General features: G+C 70.5%; 17 protein-coding genes and 1 tRNA gene. 6 read left to right on the forward strand and 12 right to left on the reverse strand.

Going from position 1 to position 13,377, the window contains the following annotated elements:
* Window positions 1-16: 16 nt before the first annotated feature.
* Both BLT97_RS23550 and BLT97_RS23555 read right to left on the reverse strand, forming a co-directional pair.
* Window positions 17-319: a GroES family chaperonin gene (locus BLT97_RS23550; protein WP_425442758.1), complete on the reverse strand. Its 303-nt coding sequence runs from the start codon at window positions 317-319 to the stop codon at window positions 17-19.
* A 108-nt stretch (window positions 320-427) separates the two neighbouring features.
* Window positions 428-748 (reverse strand): DUF3618 domain-containing protein, encoded by a 321-nt coding sequence (locus tag BLT97_RS23555; RefSeq protein ID WP_093613415.1) that lies wholly within the window; start codon window positions 746-748, stop codon window positions 428-430.
* Window positions 749-915: 167 nt separating this feature from the next.
* Here BLT97_RS23555 and bcp point away from each other — a divergent pair, with 167 nt between their 5' ends.
* From bcp to BLT97_RS23570, 3 genes are all read left to right on the forward strand, one after another.
* Window positions 916-1,383 (forward strand): thioredoxin-dependent thiol peroxidase, encoded by a 468-nt coding sequence (gene bcp, locus BLT97_RS23560; RefSeq protein ID WP_093613417.1) that lies wholly within the window; start codon window positions 916-918, stop codon window positions 1,381-1,383.
* Between the two features lie 210 nt (window positions 1,384-1,593).
* Entirely contained in the window at window positions 1,594-2,487 is an 894-nt protein-coding gene (locus BLT97_RS23565; protein ID WP_093613419.1) for an ATP-grasp domain-containing protein, read from the forward strand.
* Window positions 2,488-2,652: 165 nt separating this feature from the next.
* Window positions 2,653-2,736: transfer RNA gene (locus BLT97_RS23570), tRNA-Leu, on the forward strand.
* Between the two features lie 105 nt (window positions 2,737-2,841).
* Here BLT97_RS23570 and rdgB read toward each other — a convergent pair.
* From rdgB to BLT97_RS23590, 4 genes are all read right to left on the reverse strand, one after another.
* Window positions 2,842-3,444, reverse strand: coding sequence for an RdgB/HAM1 family non-canonical purine NTP pyrophosphatase (gene rdgB, locus BLT97_RS23575; protein ID WP_093613421.1), 603 nt, complete (start codon window positions 3,442-3,444; stop codon window positions 2,842-2,844).
* A gap of 93 nt (window positions 3,445-3,537) precedes the next feature.
* Complete coding sequence (locus BLT97_RS23580; protein ID WP_093613423.1) at window positions 3,538-3,924, reverse strand: hypothetical protein; 387 nt, start codon at window positions 3,922-3,924, stop codon at window positions 3,538-3,540.
* Between the two features lie 139 nt (window positions 3,925-4,063).
* Window positions 4,064-4,798, reverse strand: coding sequence for a ribonuclease PH (rph, locus tag BLT97_RS23585; RefSeq protein ID WP_093613425.1), 735 nt, complete (start codon window positions 4,796-4,798; stop codon window positions 4,064-4,066).
* A 174-nt stretch (window positions 4,799-4,972) separates the two neighbouring features.
* Window positions 4,973-5,296, reverse strand: a complete 324-nt coding sequence (locus BLT97_RS23590) for a PTS sugar transporter subunit IIB (protein ID WP_281251149.1) — start codon at window positions 5,294-5,296, stop codon at window positions 4,973-4,975.
* A 147-nt stretch (window positions 5,297-5,443) separates the two neighbouring features.
* On the opposite strand from BLT97_RS23590, the gene BLT97_RS23595 reads away from it, so the two are divergent.
* Both BLT97_RS23595 and BLT97_RS23600 read left to right on the forward strand, forming a co-directional pair.
* A complete protein-coding gene (locus BLT97_RS23595) occupies window positions 5,444-6,745 on the forward strand; it encodes a PTS transporter subunit EIIC (protein WP_093613429.1) in 1,302 nt (433 codons plus the stop codon).
* A gap of 275 nt (window positions 6,746-7,020) precedes the next feature.
* Window positions 7,021-8,268 (forward strand): PTS transporter subunit EIIC, encoded by a 1,248-nt coding sequence (locus tag BLT97_RS23600; protein WP_093613431.1) that lies wholly within the window; start codon window positions 7,021-7,023, stop codon window positions 8,266-8,268.
* A gap of 103 nt (window positions 8,269-8,371) precedes the next feature.
* Here BLT97_RS23600 and BLT97_RS23605 read toward each other — a convergent pair whose 3' ends face one another.
* Window positions 8,372-9,127 carry an MBL fold metallo-hydrolase gene (locus tag BLT97_RS23605; RefSeq protein ID WP_093613433.1) on the reverse strand — a complete coding sequence of 252 codons (756 nt, stop codon included), beginning with the start codon at window positions 9,125-9,127 and terminating at the stop codon, window positions 8,372-8,374.
* Between the two features lie 199 nt (window positions 9,128-9,326).
* Between BLT97_RS23605 and BLT97_RS23610 the strand changes: the two genes are divergently transcribed.
* Window positions 9,327-9,788 carry a type II toxin-antitoxin system PemK/MazF family toxin gene (locus BLT97_RS23610; RefSeq protein ID WP_093613435.1) on the forward strand — a complete coding sequence of 154 codons (462 nt, stop codon included), beginning with the start codon at window positions 9,327-9,329 and terminating at the stop codon, window positions 9,786-9,788.
* A gap of 131 nt (window positions 9,789-9,919) precedes the next feature.
* Here BLT97_RS23610 and BLT97_RS23615 read toward each other — a convergent pair whose 3' ends face one another.
* The 5 genes from BLT97_RS23615 to BLT97_RS23635 all read right to left on the reverse strand — a co-directional run bounded on the left by BLT97_RS23615 (window position 9,920) and on the right by BLT97_RS23635 (window position 13,374).
* Window positions 9,920-10,870, reverse strand: a complete 951-nt coding sequence (locus BLT97_RS23615; protein ID WP_093613437.1) for a PLP-dependent cysteine synthase family protein — start codon at window positions 10,868-10,870, stop codon at window positions 9,920-9,922.
* A gap of 1 nt (window position 10,871) precedes the next feature.
* Window positions 10,872-11,150, reverse strand: coding sequence for a MoaD/ThiS family protein (locus tag BLT97_RS23620; protein WP_093613439.1), 279 nt, complete (start codon window positions 11,148-11,150; stop codon window positions 10,872-10,874).
* A 148-nt stretch (window positions 11,151-11,298) separates the two neighbouring features.
* Window positions 11,299-11,400 carry a putative leader peptide gene (locus BLT97_RS39005; protein WP_328707661.1) on the reverse strand — a complete coding sequence of 34 codons (102 nt, stop codon included), beginning with the start codon at window positions 11,398-11,400 and terminating at the stop codon, window positions 11,299-11,301.
* A 44-nt stretch (window positions 11,401-11,444) separates the two neighbouring features.
* Window positions 11,445-12,269 (reverse strand): ABC transporter ATP-binding protein, encoded by an 825-nt coding sequence (locus tag BLT97_RS23630; RefSeq protein ID WP_093613443.1) that lies wholly within the window; start codon window positions 12,267-12,269, stop codon window positions 11,445-11,447.
* 58 nt (window positions 12,270-12,327) lie between these two features.
* Window positions 12,328-13,374, reverse strand: a complete 1,047-nt coding sequence (locus tag BLT97_RS23635) for a FecCD family ABC transporter permease (RefSeq protein ID WP_093613695.1) — start codon at window positions 13,372-13,374, stop codon at window positions 12,328-12,330.
* Window positions 13,375-13,377 lie beyond the last annotated feature (3 nt).

Consider the following 13,377-nt stretch of genomic DNA (forward strand, 5'->3'; position numbering starts at 1 on the left):
GCACGCACTCCAGGGGCTACAGGTACAACCCCGTCGAATCCTCGGCCCCCTCGAAGCGGTCCGCCGCCACGGCGTGCAGATCGCGCTCGCGCATCAGCACGTACGCGACCCCGCGCACCTCGACCTCGGCCCGGTCCTCCGGGTCGTACAGGACGCGGTCGCCGGGCTCGACCGTGCGCACGTTCTGCCCGACCGCGACGACCTCCGCCCAGGCGAGCCGCCGGCCCACGGCCGCGGTCGCCGGGATCACGATCCCGCCGGTCGAACGCCGCTCGCCCTCGACCGTGTCCGTACGCACGAGCACGCGGTCGTGCAGCATCCGGATGGGCAGCTTGTCGTGATGGGTACTGCGTTCGATTCCTCTGGCACTCACGTTCCGCAACCTACCTGGCTCCGCCCCCGCCGTTCCCTCCAGGGCCCCGGCCCGCTAGCCCCTGCGGCGCCGCGAACCGAGGGCCAGCAGCCCCACGACACCGACGACGAGCAGCGCCACCGGCACCACGCGCTCCATGCGCGGCGCCCCGTCACCGTCCACGAACTGCGCCTTCACCTCGCTGACCGCCCGGTTCGCGCTCACATACGCGCGGCCGAGCGTCTGGTCCACGCTGCCGACGAACTTGGCCTTGGCTTCCCCGGCGATCGTCTTCGGGTGCATGCGCACCCCGATCTCGTCCAGGGTCACGGCCAGCTGCGCCCGCCGGCGCTTGATGTCCGCCTCGATCTCAGCGGGGGTCCTGGCATCCGACACCGCGCCGCCTCCGTTTTGTCGTACGTCTCTGGGAAGAGACAGTCTGTCAGTTCCCACGATCCGGCACCTCACGGCGGCCCCGTTACGCTCATTCCGTACCGGTCCCGACCGAGCGACCGGGACGGACCGCCCGACCGACACCGACCGCCTCCCGAGGAGCCTGACCGATGAGCGAGCGCCTGCAGCCCGGCGACACCGCCCCCGCCTTCACCCTGCCCGACGCGGACGGCAACGAGGTCTCCCTCGCCGCGCACAAAGGCCGCAAGGTCATCGTCTACTTCTACCCGGCGGCCCTGACCCCGGGCTGCACGAAGCAGGCCTGCGACTTCACGGACAACCTCGACGCGCTCGCCTCCGCCGGCTACGACGTCATCGGCGTCTCGCCCGACAAGCCGGAGAAGCTCGCGAAGTTCCGCGACAAGGAGAACCTGAAGGTCACCCTCGTCGGCGACCCGTCGAAGGAGGTCCTCGAGGCCTACGGCGCCTTCGGCGAGAAGAAGCTGTACGGCAAGGTCGTCACGGGCGTGATCCGCTCCACCGTCGTGGTCGACGAGGAGGGCAAGGTCGAGCACGCCTTCTACAACGTGAAGGCGACGGGCCACGTGGCCAAGATCATGCGGGACCTCGGGGTCTGAGACCTCCCGGCCCGAGTCCGTCCTCCCGGGCCGTCGCCGCGGTGCGGACGTGCGGCCCGGGACGGCGCGCCCCTGGTGCGCGCCCCCGGGTTCGCCCCAAGTGCTCCGAGCGCGCTCGCTCGGACGGATCAGCGGGCCACGGGGCCGAAGTTCCCTGTTCGGCAGGGTGGAAGGCGCTTTGCGTCCACCCCCGTACAGAGGAAATCCCCCATGCATGCGTCCATCGACGTCGCGTATTTGACCTCCGGCATCCACGACCCGGATCTCGACGGTTCCCTCCAGGCACTGAACCGGTCGGGCCTCACCTGCGAGGCGGTCAACTGGTCCTGCCGTGACACCGACTGGAGCCGGTACCGGTCGGCCGTCGTCCGCAGCACCTGGGACTACATCGAGGACCGGGAGGCGTTCCTGGGCGCCCTGCGCACCATCTCGAGCACCTGTCTGCTGCTCAATCCGCTGGATGTCATCGAGTGGAACACCGACAAGGGGTATCTCGCCGATCTCGCGCGGGCGGGCTGCCCCACGGTGCCGACCCTCTGGGTGGACCCAGAGGTGTGCAGCAGCGCCTCGGCGCTCTCCCGCTCGATCCCCTCCGACTGGGAGGACCTGGTGGTGAAACCCGCCGTCGGCGCAGGCGGCACCGGCGCCATGCGCACCCGGGACAGGGAGAAGGCCTGCGCCTACGCCATGTCCTCGGGCCGGATGCTCGTGCAGCCGTACCTGGACGCCGTGGACAGCGAGGGCGAGAAGTCCTTCGTCTTTCTGGGCGGCGAGTTCAGCCATGCGGTGACCCGGGGCCCCTATCTGCCGGAGGAGATCCACCGCGACACCCTGCTGCCTCCGGGGAGCGAGGAGTCGGCATGGACGGTCGAATCCTTCGAGCCGGACGCCGAGTACCTGGCCCTCGCCCATGCGGCGCTGGCCGCCGTACCGGCCGCATCGCCGCTGCCGTATGCGCGGGTGGACGTCATCCGTGACCAGCGGGGTGCGCCGCGGGTGGCCGAGGTGGAAGTGGTGGAGCCCTTCCTGTTCCTCGGCTACAGCGACAGCGCTTCCGCGCGGTTCGCCGGTGCGCTCCGCGAAGCCATCGTCAGCGCGGCCTGAACCTCCGTACGCCCGCCGCCTGAATCCCCCGTACGCCCGCCGCCTGAACCTCCGTATGCCTTGCGGCACTTGACCGGCGTCCGCGGGCACGCTCCCGCCCCTGACCGCTCCCCCGTACACTGACCGGGCGGGTACGCGCCGGACCGGCGCGATGCCCGCTTTGTCGCGGTCGTGGTGGAATTGGCAGTCACGCCAGGTTTAGGTCCTGGTGGGAGAAATCCCGTGAGGGTTCGAGTCCCTCCGACCGCACAGCAGGAAGGGCGCCCCCGTCGTGGGGGCGCCCTTTCGCGTACGGCCGCGGGAGGGTCCCTTTCCGTACGGCGGAAGCGCGCCCCTTCGCGTACGCCAGCGTGCTCAGCCCAGGAGTTCCTGGACGACCGGCACCAGGGCGCGGAACGCCTTGCCGCGGTGGCTGATCGCGTTCTTCTCCGCGGCCGTCATCTCGGCGCAGGTCCGCGTCTCGCCGTCGGGCTGAAGGATCGGGTCGTAGCCGAAGCCGCCGTCGCCCGCCGGTGCGTGGCGCAGGACTCCGCGCAGCTGCCCCTCGACCACACGCTCCGTGCCGTCGGGCAGGGCGAGGGCGGCGGCGCAGGCGAAGTGGGCCGCGCGGTGCGGGGCGTCGATGTCGGAGAGCTGGGCGAGGAGCAGGTCGAGGTTGGCCTTGTCGTCGCCGTGCCGGCCCGCCCAGCGGGCGGAGAAGATGCCGGGGGCACCGCCCAGTACGTCCACGCAGAGGCCGGAGTCGTCGGCCACGGCGGGCAGGCCGGTGGCCCGGGCGAGGGCGTGCGCCTTGAGCAGGGCGTTCTCGGCGAAGGTGACGCCGGTCTCCTTGACGTCCGGGATCTCGGGATAGGCGTCTGCGCCGACGAGTTCGTGGTCGAGCCCGGCTTCCGCGAGGATCGCGTGCAGCTCGGTGATCTTTCCGGCGTTGCGGGTGGCGAGGATGAGGCGGGTCATGGGGCGATTATCGCCGCCGGGCCGCCCGGCCACGGCAGGGGTCCGGGGGCTGTGGCCGCCCGGACCCGTGCGCGTTGACGGCTACGGCTGTCGCTACGGCTTGCAGGCCTTCGTCAGCTCGCCGGTCGCGTCGAGGACCGGGCTCACGTCGGGCGTGGGGTCGCCGTCCTCGATGGCCTTGCGCACGTTGCCGACGGCGGCCGAGAGGTCCTCGACGGCCTTGCCCACATCGGCGTTGTCCGTCTTGTCGGTGATCTCGTCGAGGTTCTTGTCGATGTCGTCGAGCGCCTTCTCGGCCTCGAGCGGGTTCTCGGCCGCGTCCTGGATGGCCTGCTGCAGGTCGGAGGCGCTCTGGGCGACGGCGCCCGCGGTCTGGGCGCAGTCGAGCGCCTTCTCGACGGCGCTGCAGCCGAGGGCGAACGGCGCGAGCAGCGCGACGCCGGCGACGGCGAGGGCAATACGGCGGTGGCGCGAGGCCATGGAACGGTTCCTCCCCTTGTGGCGGACGGGCGTACGGCGGAGTGCCGTACGCCCGTATCCCTAAGAACGCCGGTGACCACGTGCACGGTTGCGCGGCCCGCCCCGGGGTGGGGCGGCTCACGCGACCCGCGGGCGCAGCTCAGCCCGCGGTCTGCTCCAGCGCCTTGCGCTGCAGGGCGGCGAGCTCGTCGCAGCCGGCGACCGCGAGGTCGAGCAGCGCGTTGAGCTCGTCCCGGGCGAAGGGCGCGGCCTCGGCGGTGCCCTGCACCTCGATGAATCGGCCGTCGCCCGTGCAGACCACGTTCATGTCGGTCTCGGCGCGCACGTCCTCCTCGTAGCAGAGGTCGAGCAGCGGGACGCCGTCGACGATGCCGACGGAGACGGCGGAGACCGTGTCGGTGAGCGGCTTGCGGCCGTGCTTGATCAGCTTCTTGCCCTGGGCCCAGGCGACGGCGTCGGCGAGCGCCACGTACGCGCCGGTGATGGCGGCGGTACGCGTACCGCCGTCGGCCTGAAGGACGTCGCAGTCAAGCACGATCGTGTTCTCGCCGAGCGCCTTGTAGTCGACGACGGCGCGCAGGGAGCGGCCGATGAGCCGGGAGATCTCGTGCGTACGGCCGCCGATCTTGCCGCGCACGGACTCGCGGTCGCCACGGGTGTTGGTGGAGCGGGGCAGCATCGAGTACTCGGCGGTGACCCAGCCCTCCCCGCTGCCCTTGCGCCAGCGCGGGACGCCCTCCGTGACGGAGGCGGTGCAGAAGACCTTGGTGTCGCCGAAGGAGACGAGGACGGATCCTTCGGCGTGCTTGCTCCATCCGCGTTCGATGGTGACGGGGCGGAGCTGTTCGGGGGTGCGGCCGTCGATACGAGACATGAGGGCGAGCCTATCCATCCAGCCCCTCCGGCGTTTGAGGAGATCCGGCCGACTCAGCCCCTCCGGCGTTTGAGGAGATCCGGCCGGAGGCCGGATGCACCGCGACGGAGCCGCGGCAGCACGAGGGCCCCGCCCGGAAACTCCGGCAGCGGGGCCCTCGAAAAGCTCAGTCGCTCACATCATGTCTTCGATGTCCGCCGCGATCGGGTCGGCGTCCGTACCGATCACAACCTGGATCGCGGTGCCCATCTTCACCACACCGTGGGCGCCGGCGGCCTTGAGCGCGGCCTCGTCGACGAGCGAAGCGTCGACGACCTCGGTGCGCAGGCGGGTGATGCAGCCCTCGACCTCTTCGATGTTGTCGATACCGCCGAGGCCGGCAACGATCTTCTCAGCCTTCGTGGCCATGGTTTTCTCCCTGATTTTTCGCGCGCTCTCGCGAGCGACGGCCGGCCCACCATTGGCCCGCTTTGTCACGGTAACGCACGGTTGGCCCATCTTCGCGAGCAGTCATCATCCACGTACCGAATGATGGCGATCATCGGCATACGCACGGGTTTTCCCGCGCAGACCGACGCCGGTCCCTCACTGGTCTACACCAATCTACAACGGCCGCCACGTCCGGCCTATTCCGGGAGGACTCCCATGAGCGCAGACGCCGCCGCGGCACCGCGGCCGAGTCCCTGGAGCAATTTCTTCCAGGGCCTGCAGAAGATGGGACGCAGCCTTCAGCTGCCCATCGCGGTGCTCCCCGCCGCCGGTATCGTCAACCGGCTCGGCCAGCCGGACGTCTTCGGCGACGACGGCCTCGGCTGGACGAACGTCGCCAAGGTGTTCGCCGGCGCGGGCGGCGCCCTGCTCGACGCCGACCTCGGCCTGCCGCTGCTCTTCTGCATCGGTGTCGCGATCGGTATGGCCAAGAAGGCGGACGGCTCGACGGCCCTCGCGGCGGTGGCCGGGTTCCTGGTCTACCGCGGGGTGCTGCGCAGCTTCCCGGTGGACTGCCCCGACGGCCAGACGCTCGCGGGCAACCAGTGCATCGACTACGCGGCCAAGGCCGCCGCCAACGCCACCTATCAGAACCCGGGCGTCTTCGGCGGCATCATCATGGGCCTGCTCGCCGCCTTCTTCTGGGTGCGCTTCCACCGCACGAAGCTGGTCTCCTGGCTGGGCTTCTTCAACGGCCGCCGGCTCGTCCCGATCATCATGGCGTTCATCGGCATCCTCTTCGCCGCGCTCTGCCTGTGGATCTGGCCGCCGATCGGCGACGGCCTGGAGAGCTTCTCCAACTGGCTCGAAGGACTGGGCGCCTGGGGCTCCGGCATCTTCGGCCTCGCCAACCGCGCGTTGCTCGTCATCGGCCTGCACCAGTTCCTGAACGTGCCGCTCTGGTTCCAGTTCGGCTCGTTCACCAAGCCCGACGGCACCACGGTGCACGGCGACATCAACATGTTCCTCAGCGGCGACCCGAGCGCGGGCATCTACCAGACGGGCTTCTTCCCGATCATGATGTTCGCCCTGCCGGCCGCCTGTCTGGCGATGGTCCACTGTGCGCGGCCCGAACGCCGCAAGGCCGTCGGCGGCATGATGCTCTCGCTCGCGCTGACCTCGTTCGTCACCGGCATCACCGAGCCGATCGAGTACTCCTTCGTCTTCATCGCGCCGGCCCTGTACGCGGTCCACGCACTCCTCACCGGTGTCTCGATGGCGGTCACCTGGGCGCTCGGCGTGAAGGACGGCTTCAGCTTCTCGGCCGGTCTGATCGACTACGTCATCAACTGGAACCTCGCCACCAAGCCCTGGATGATCATCCCGATCGGCCTGTGCTTCGCGGTCGTCTACTACGCGGTGTTCCGCTTCGCGATCACCAAGTTCGACATCAAGACGCCGGGACGCGAGCCTGAGGAAGAGGCCGAGGCCCTGGAGCGGGAGAACACCAAGGCGTAGCCCCCGAAAGCCCTCGACCGGGCCCCGTCCAGCGGCCCGTACACGACGAAAGACCCTTGAATCCCTTGCGATTCGAGGGTCTTTTGTCATGTCTGTCCCGCTGTGCGCCAGGCCACTGGAATCGGAGGTTCCTTATCTGGTCTTCACCGTGTTACAACTGGTCTACACCACTAATTGGTGTAGACCACGCGGCCGATCAGGACCGCGTCCCTTGAGCGACGTCGCCGTCCCCGTACTTCTGTTCCAGGCGGCGTCATGCCCACTGGAGGAAGTTCATGAGTACGGCCACCGCCGCCGCTGCTCCCGCGAAGAAGCGGGGCTCCGGCCTGTTCCAGGGCCTGCAGAAGGTAGGCCGAAGCCTGCAGCTGCCGATCGCCGTGCTGCCCGCCGCGGGCATCATGGTCCGTCTCGGCCAGCCCGACATCTTCGGCGCCGACGGCCTCGGCTGGGACAAGGTCGCCGCGGTCTTCAACAACGCCGGTGGCGCCATCACCGGCAGCCTGCCGATCCTGTTCTGCATAGGCGTGGCCATCGGCTTCGCCAAGAAGGCGGACGGCTCCACCGCGCTCGCCGCCCTCGTCGGCTTCCTCGTCTACAGCAAGGTCCTCGAGGCCTTCCCGGTCACCGAGGCGGTGATCCAGAAGGGCGAGGACGTCGCCGCGACGTACAACAACCCCGGTGTCTTCGGCGGCATCATCATGGGTCTGCTGTCGGCCGTGATGTGGCAGAAGTTCCACCGCACCAAGCTCGTCGACTGGCTCGGCTTCTTCAACGGCCGCCGTCTCGTCCCGATCCTGATGGCCTTCGTCGGCATCATCGTGGGTGTCTTCTTCGGCCTCGTCTGGGAGCCGATCGGTGAGGGCATCTCCAGCTTCGGTGAGTGGATGACCGGCCTCGGCGCCGGTGGCGCGGCGCTCTTCGGTGGCGTCAACCGCGCGCTGATCCCGGTCGGCATGCACCAGTTCATCAACACCGTCGCGTGGTTCCAGCTCGGCGACTTCACCAACGCCGCCGGCGAGGTCATCCACGGTGACATCCCGCGCTTCCTGGCCGGTGACCCGACGGCCGGCATGTACCAGTCCGGCTTCTTCCCGATCATGATGTTCGGTCTGCCCGCCGCCGCGATCGCCATCGCGCACTGCGCCCGCCCCGAGCGCCGCAAGGTCGTGATGGGCATGATGGTCTCGCTCGCCCTGACCTCGTTCGTCACCGGTGTGACCGAGCCGATCGAGTTCACCTTCATGTTCATCGCGCCGATCCTGTACGTGCTGCACGCGATCCTGACCGCCGTCTCCATGGCCGTCACCTGGGGCCTCGGTGTGCACACCGGCTTCAACTTCTCGGCCGGCTTCATCGACTACGCCCTGAACTGGACGCACGCGACGAAGCCCTGGATGATCATCCCGATCGGTCTGGTCTTCGGTGTCATCTACTACGTGACCTTCCGCTTCGCGATCATCAAGTTCAACCTCACCACCCCGGGCCGCGAGCCCGAGGAGGAGATCGAGGACATCACCAAGTGATCCCTGTGATCCACGGCTGATCCTCGCCTGAACACGGAGAAGGCCCCGGAACCGAAAGGTTCCGGGGCCTTCTGCCGTATCCGCGCAACGGCCGGGTACCGGCTCAGAGTTCGTACGTCGCTCCGGGCGCCGCGAGCTCCACCGGACCCGCGAACGCCTCGCGCGCGTCCGCGAGGTTGACCTGCGCGTCCGTCCACGGCGGGATGTGCGTGAGGACCAACCGGCCCACGCCCGCGCGGGTGGCGCTCTCGCCGGCCTCGCGGCCGTTGAGGTGGAGGTCGGGGATGTCCTCCTTGCCGTGGATGAAGGAGGCCTCGCACAGGTACAGGTCGGTGCCGGAGGCCAGCTCGTCGAGCTGGTCGCAGGCGCCCGTGTCACCGGAGTAGACGAGCGAGCGGCCGCCGTGCTCGACGCGGAGCGCGTACGCCTCCACGGGGTGGGCGACCCGCTCCGTACGGACCGAGAACGGGCCGATCTCGAAGGCGGCGCCCGGCTTGAGCGTGTGGAAGTCGAACACCTCGCCCATGGCCGAGGCCGAGGGGCTGTCGCCGTACGCGGTGGTCAGGCGCTCCTGGGCGCCCTCGGGTGCGTGCACGGGGATCGCATCGCAGCGGCCGCCTTCGTGGCGGTAGTAGCGCGCGACGAAGTACGCGCACATGTCGATGCAGTGGTCGGGGTGGAGATGGCTGAGGAAGATGGCGTCGAGGTCGTAGAGACCGCAGTGGCGCTGCAGTTCGCCCAGGGCACCGTTGCCCATGTCGAGGAGCAGCCGGAAGCCGTCGGCCTCGACGAGGTAGCTCGAGCAGGCCGAGTCCGCGGACGGAAACGACCCCGAGCAGCCGACGACGGTGAGCTTCATGGAGACAGGAACCTCCGTGCTGGCAGGACGTGACGGGGGTCGTGCGGTTTGTTGAGCGTAAGGCGCAAAAGACCGCGTCGCCCCTGCGTCATGGGCCGTTGTGGGCGAACTCACCTGCCGTGTCACCGGTTCGGATGGATCCGGCTCGACGAGGAGGTCCGGCGCGCCGGGTGTGCGGGCCGCCGGTAGATTCGGGCGTATGGACACGTCCTGGTGGCTCGCGCTGGCCGCCGTCGTGGCGATTGCGCTGGTCGCGGCGGTGGTCGACGGCCGTGCGCGCTCGCGGCGCCGGCCGGGCGGCGAGCGGCGGCCGCCGGCGCGGCCGCGTCCGCGGGGCCGGGGCGCCGGACGCAGGCCCCAACCGGCCGAGATCTGGTGGGCGGACGTCCCGTACGAGGACGGCCCGGGCTCGAAGGACCGGCCCTGCCTGGTCCTCGAGGTGCGCGGGCGCAGGGCCGTGGTCGTGAAGATCACCAGCAAGTACCACGACGAGCGGGCCGGGGTGATCCCGCTGCCGCCCGGCGCGGTGGGCGACGCCCGGGGGCGGCCGAGCTTCCTGGAGACGGACGAGCTGCGCGAGGTGCCGCTCGGCGCCTTCCGGCGGCGGGCGGGGGTGGTGGACCCGGTCCTGTGGGACCAGGTCCGTCACTTGCACAGCTGACCGCGGCGCCCCTCGGTGTCAGTGGGCGCCGATAGCCTGGAAGGGCTGGCGCGGCCCCCGGGAGGGAGGGGACTGTCCAGCTCCCCTGTGCGAGGTCTGACCCCGCCCCCTGGCACGAACTCCGCCCCGCCCTACGCCCAGAGCTGCCCCTGCAGCAGTTCGATCGCCGCCTCCGTCGAGGCCGCCGTGTAGATGCCCGTCGACAGGTACTTCCAGCCGCCGTCGGCGACCACGAAGACGATGTCCGCGCTCTCGCCCGCCTTGACGGCCTTGCGGCCGACGCCGATCGCCGCGTGGAGTGCGGCTCCGGTGGAGACGCCCGCGAAGATGCCTTCCTGCTGGAGGAGTTCGCGGGTACGGGTGACCGCGTCCGCCGAGCCGACGGAGAAGCGGGTGGTGAGCACCGTCTCGTCGTAGAGCTCGGGGATGAAGCCCTCGTCGAGGTTGCGCAGGCCGTAGACCAGGTCGTCGTAGCGCGGCTCGGCGGCGACGATCTTCACGTCCGGCTTGTTCTCGCGCAGGTAGCGGCCGACGCCCATGAGGGTGCCGGTGGTGCCGAGGCCCGCGACGAAGTGGGTGATCGACGGGAGGTCGGCGAGGATCTCCGGGCCCGTGGTCGTGTAGTGCGCGCCCGCGTTGTCGGGGTTGCCGTACTGGTAGAGCATCACCCAGTCCGGGTGTTCGGCGGCCAGTTCCTTGGCCACGCGGACCGCCGTGTTGGAGCCGCCGGCGGCGGGCGAGGAGATGATCTCCGCGCCCCACATGGCGAGCAGTTCGCGGCGCTCGGACGAGGTGTTCTCGGGCATGACGCAGACGATGCGGTAGCCCTTGAGCTTCGCGGCCATCGCGAGCGAGATGCCGGTGTTGCCGCTGGTCGGCTCGAGGATGGTGCAGCCGGGCGTCAACCGGCCGTCCTTCTCGGCCTGTTCGATCATGTGCAGCGCGGGCCGGTCCTTGATGGAGCCGGTGGGGTTGCGGTCCTCGAGCTTGGCCCAGATCCGCACGTCGTCCGAGGGCGACAGCCGCGGCAGGCGCACCAGAGGGGTGTTGCCCACCGCGGCCAGCGGGGAGTCGTACCGCATCTCAGACCGATCCGCCCGCGACGGCGGGCAGGATCGTTACGCTGTCGCCGTCGGCGAGCTTGGTGGAGATGCCGTCCAGGAAGCGGACGTCCTCGTCGTTCAGGTACACGTTCACGAAGCGGCGCAGCTTGCCCTCGTCCACGATGCGGGCCTCGATGCCCGAGTGGCGGGAATCCAGGTCGGCGAAGAGCTCGGCGAGGGTGTCCCCGCTGCCCTGGACGGCCTTCTCGCCGTCAGTGTAGGTGCGGAGGATGGTCGGGATGCGGACCTCGATGGCCATGGCTGCGGCTCCTGTCGGATGAGGAAAGTGTGGGTGCGCGCGGTGCGGTGCGCGCGGAACTGCCGGGTCGTACGCGGAGGAGTCGCCGTGTCGCCCAGGCCGCGGCGCGGCTCTCGGCCCCCTGGGACAGCAGGGTCGGCGGCAGGGGTCAGCGTGGACAGATGGCGCTGTTCAGCCTGCACAGGTCGACGTGGAGGCGCGCCACGAGCAGCATGCCCGGCGTCTTGTCACTCACGTCGTGTTGAACCATGCGGTCATCGTATCGATTCCCGTCCGGGGAATCGGAGTGTGATCTCACATCGCGGACGTTTTCTGTTCGGCACTCGGACGAGAGGCGGGGGCTGTGGTCGCGTGCGGCGTCCGCGGGCCCGGCAGGTACGTGACCGTGGGCGCCCCGGTCGCCGGGTGGACCGCCACCTCGGCGCGCACCCCGTACACCTCGGCGAGCAGGTCCGGGGTGAGGACCTCGGCGGGCGTTCCCGAGGCCACGACCGCCCCGGTGCGCAGCACGTGGATGCGGTCGCAGAAGTACGCGGCCAGGTTGAGGTCGTGCAGGGCGAGGAGGTTGGTGGTGCCGAGCTCGCGGACGAGAGTGAGGATCTCCAGCTGGTAGCGGATGTCGAGGTGGTTGGTGGGCTCGTCGAGGACGAGCAGGCGCGGCTGCTGCACCAACGCCCGTGCCACCAGGGCGCGTTGGCGCTCGCCGCCGGACAGGCCGGGGAAGGGGCGCTCGGCGAGGTCCGTGACGCCGACGCGGGCGAGTGCCTCGTCGACGAGCAGCCGGTCGGCCGCCGAGTCGGGCTCCCAGAACTTCTTGTGCGGGGAGCGGCCCATCGCCACGACCTCGCGCACGGTCAGCTCGAAGGCGGACTGCCCGTCCTGCGGCACGGTGGCGATCCGCCGGGCCCGCTCCTTGGCGCCGTCGAGCACGGTCCCGTCGACGCGCACCTGTCCGGCGCTCGGCTTGAGCGTCCCGTACACGCAGCGCAGGAGGGTGGTCTTGCCGCTCCCGTTGGGGCCGACGAGACCCACGGTCTCGCCGGGCGCCGCGTGCAGGGTGACGGCGTCGACGAGGGTGCGCCCGCCGGTCTCGTACGAGAGGTCCTCGATGTGCAGCATCAGGCGCCGCTCCTTCGGTGAGCAGGGGCATCACGTCCTTCGGTGATCCGGCGTCGCATCACGCCACCGCCCCTTCCGCCGACCGCCCCCGGTGCAGCAGCCACAGGAAGAACGGGCCGCCGGTCAGGGCCGTGAGGACGCCGACCGGGATGTCCTGGGGCGCCGCCACCGTGCGCGCCGCGAGATCCGCGACGACCAGGAACAGCGCGCCGCCCAGCGCCGCGACCGGCAACAGGCGGCGGTGGCCCGCGCCCACCACCATCCGCGCGGCGTGCGGCACCATCAGGCCGACGAAGCCGATGGCCCCGCTGTAGGCCACGGCCGCCCCGGTGAGCAGCGAGGTGAGCACGAAGACCGCGGCGCGGAAGCGTCCTGTGTCCAGGCCGAGCACCGTCGCGCCCTCCTCGCCCGCGAGCAGCAGGTCGAGCGGCCGCGCGAGCGTGACCAGGACGAGGGTGCCGATGAGCAGGGTCGCGGCGGGCAGCGCGAGCATGTGCCAGCGGGCGCTGCCGAGTCCGCCGAGGGTCCAGTAGAGGACCTCCTGGATGTGGTTGGCGTCGGCGGAGGTCACCAGGAGCAGGCTGGTCAGGGCGGACAGGATGTACGCCACCGCCACACCGGCGAGGACGAGCCGCGCCCCGGTCATGGCGCCGCTGCGGCCGCGGGCGAGCACGTAGACGAGGGCCAGCGAGGCCATCGCACCCGCGAAGGCGGCGGCCGGGACGGTGACGGTCATGGCCACTCCCCCGCCGATCCCGAGCACGATCACCAGGACCGCGCCCGCCGAGGCCCCCGAGGAAACACCGAGCAGGAACGGGTCGGCCAGCGGGTTGCGGACCAGGGCCTGGAGGACCGTGCCGATCACGGCGAGGCCCGCGCCGATCACCGCGCCGAGCAGCACCCGGGGCAGCCTGACGTCGAGCACGATGGTGCGCAGCGGGCCCGGCTCGGCCCCGCCGGTGAGGATCCGTACGACCTCGCCCGGCGCGATCCGCACCGGACCGAGCGCGAGCCCGGCGACCACGGCCACCACGAGGGCGCCCGCGAGCACCGCCACCACCACGGCGGAACCCCGCCCGGCCGGACCGGCCCCGTTCCTCAACAGGCC

Origin of the sequence: Streptomyces indicus (assembly GCF_900100315.1) — a bacterium.
Lineage (GTDB): Bacteria > Actinomycetota > Actinomycetes > Streptomycetales > Streptomycetaceae > Streptomyces > Streptomyces indicus.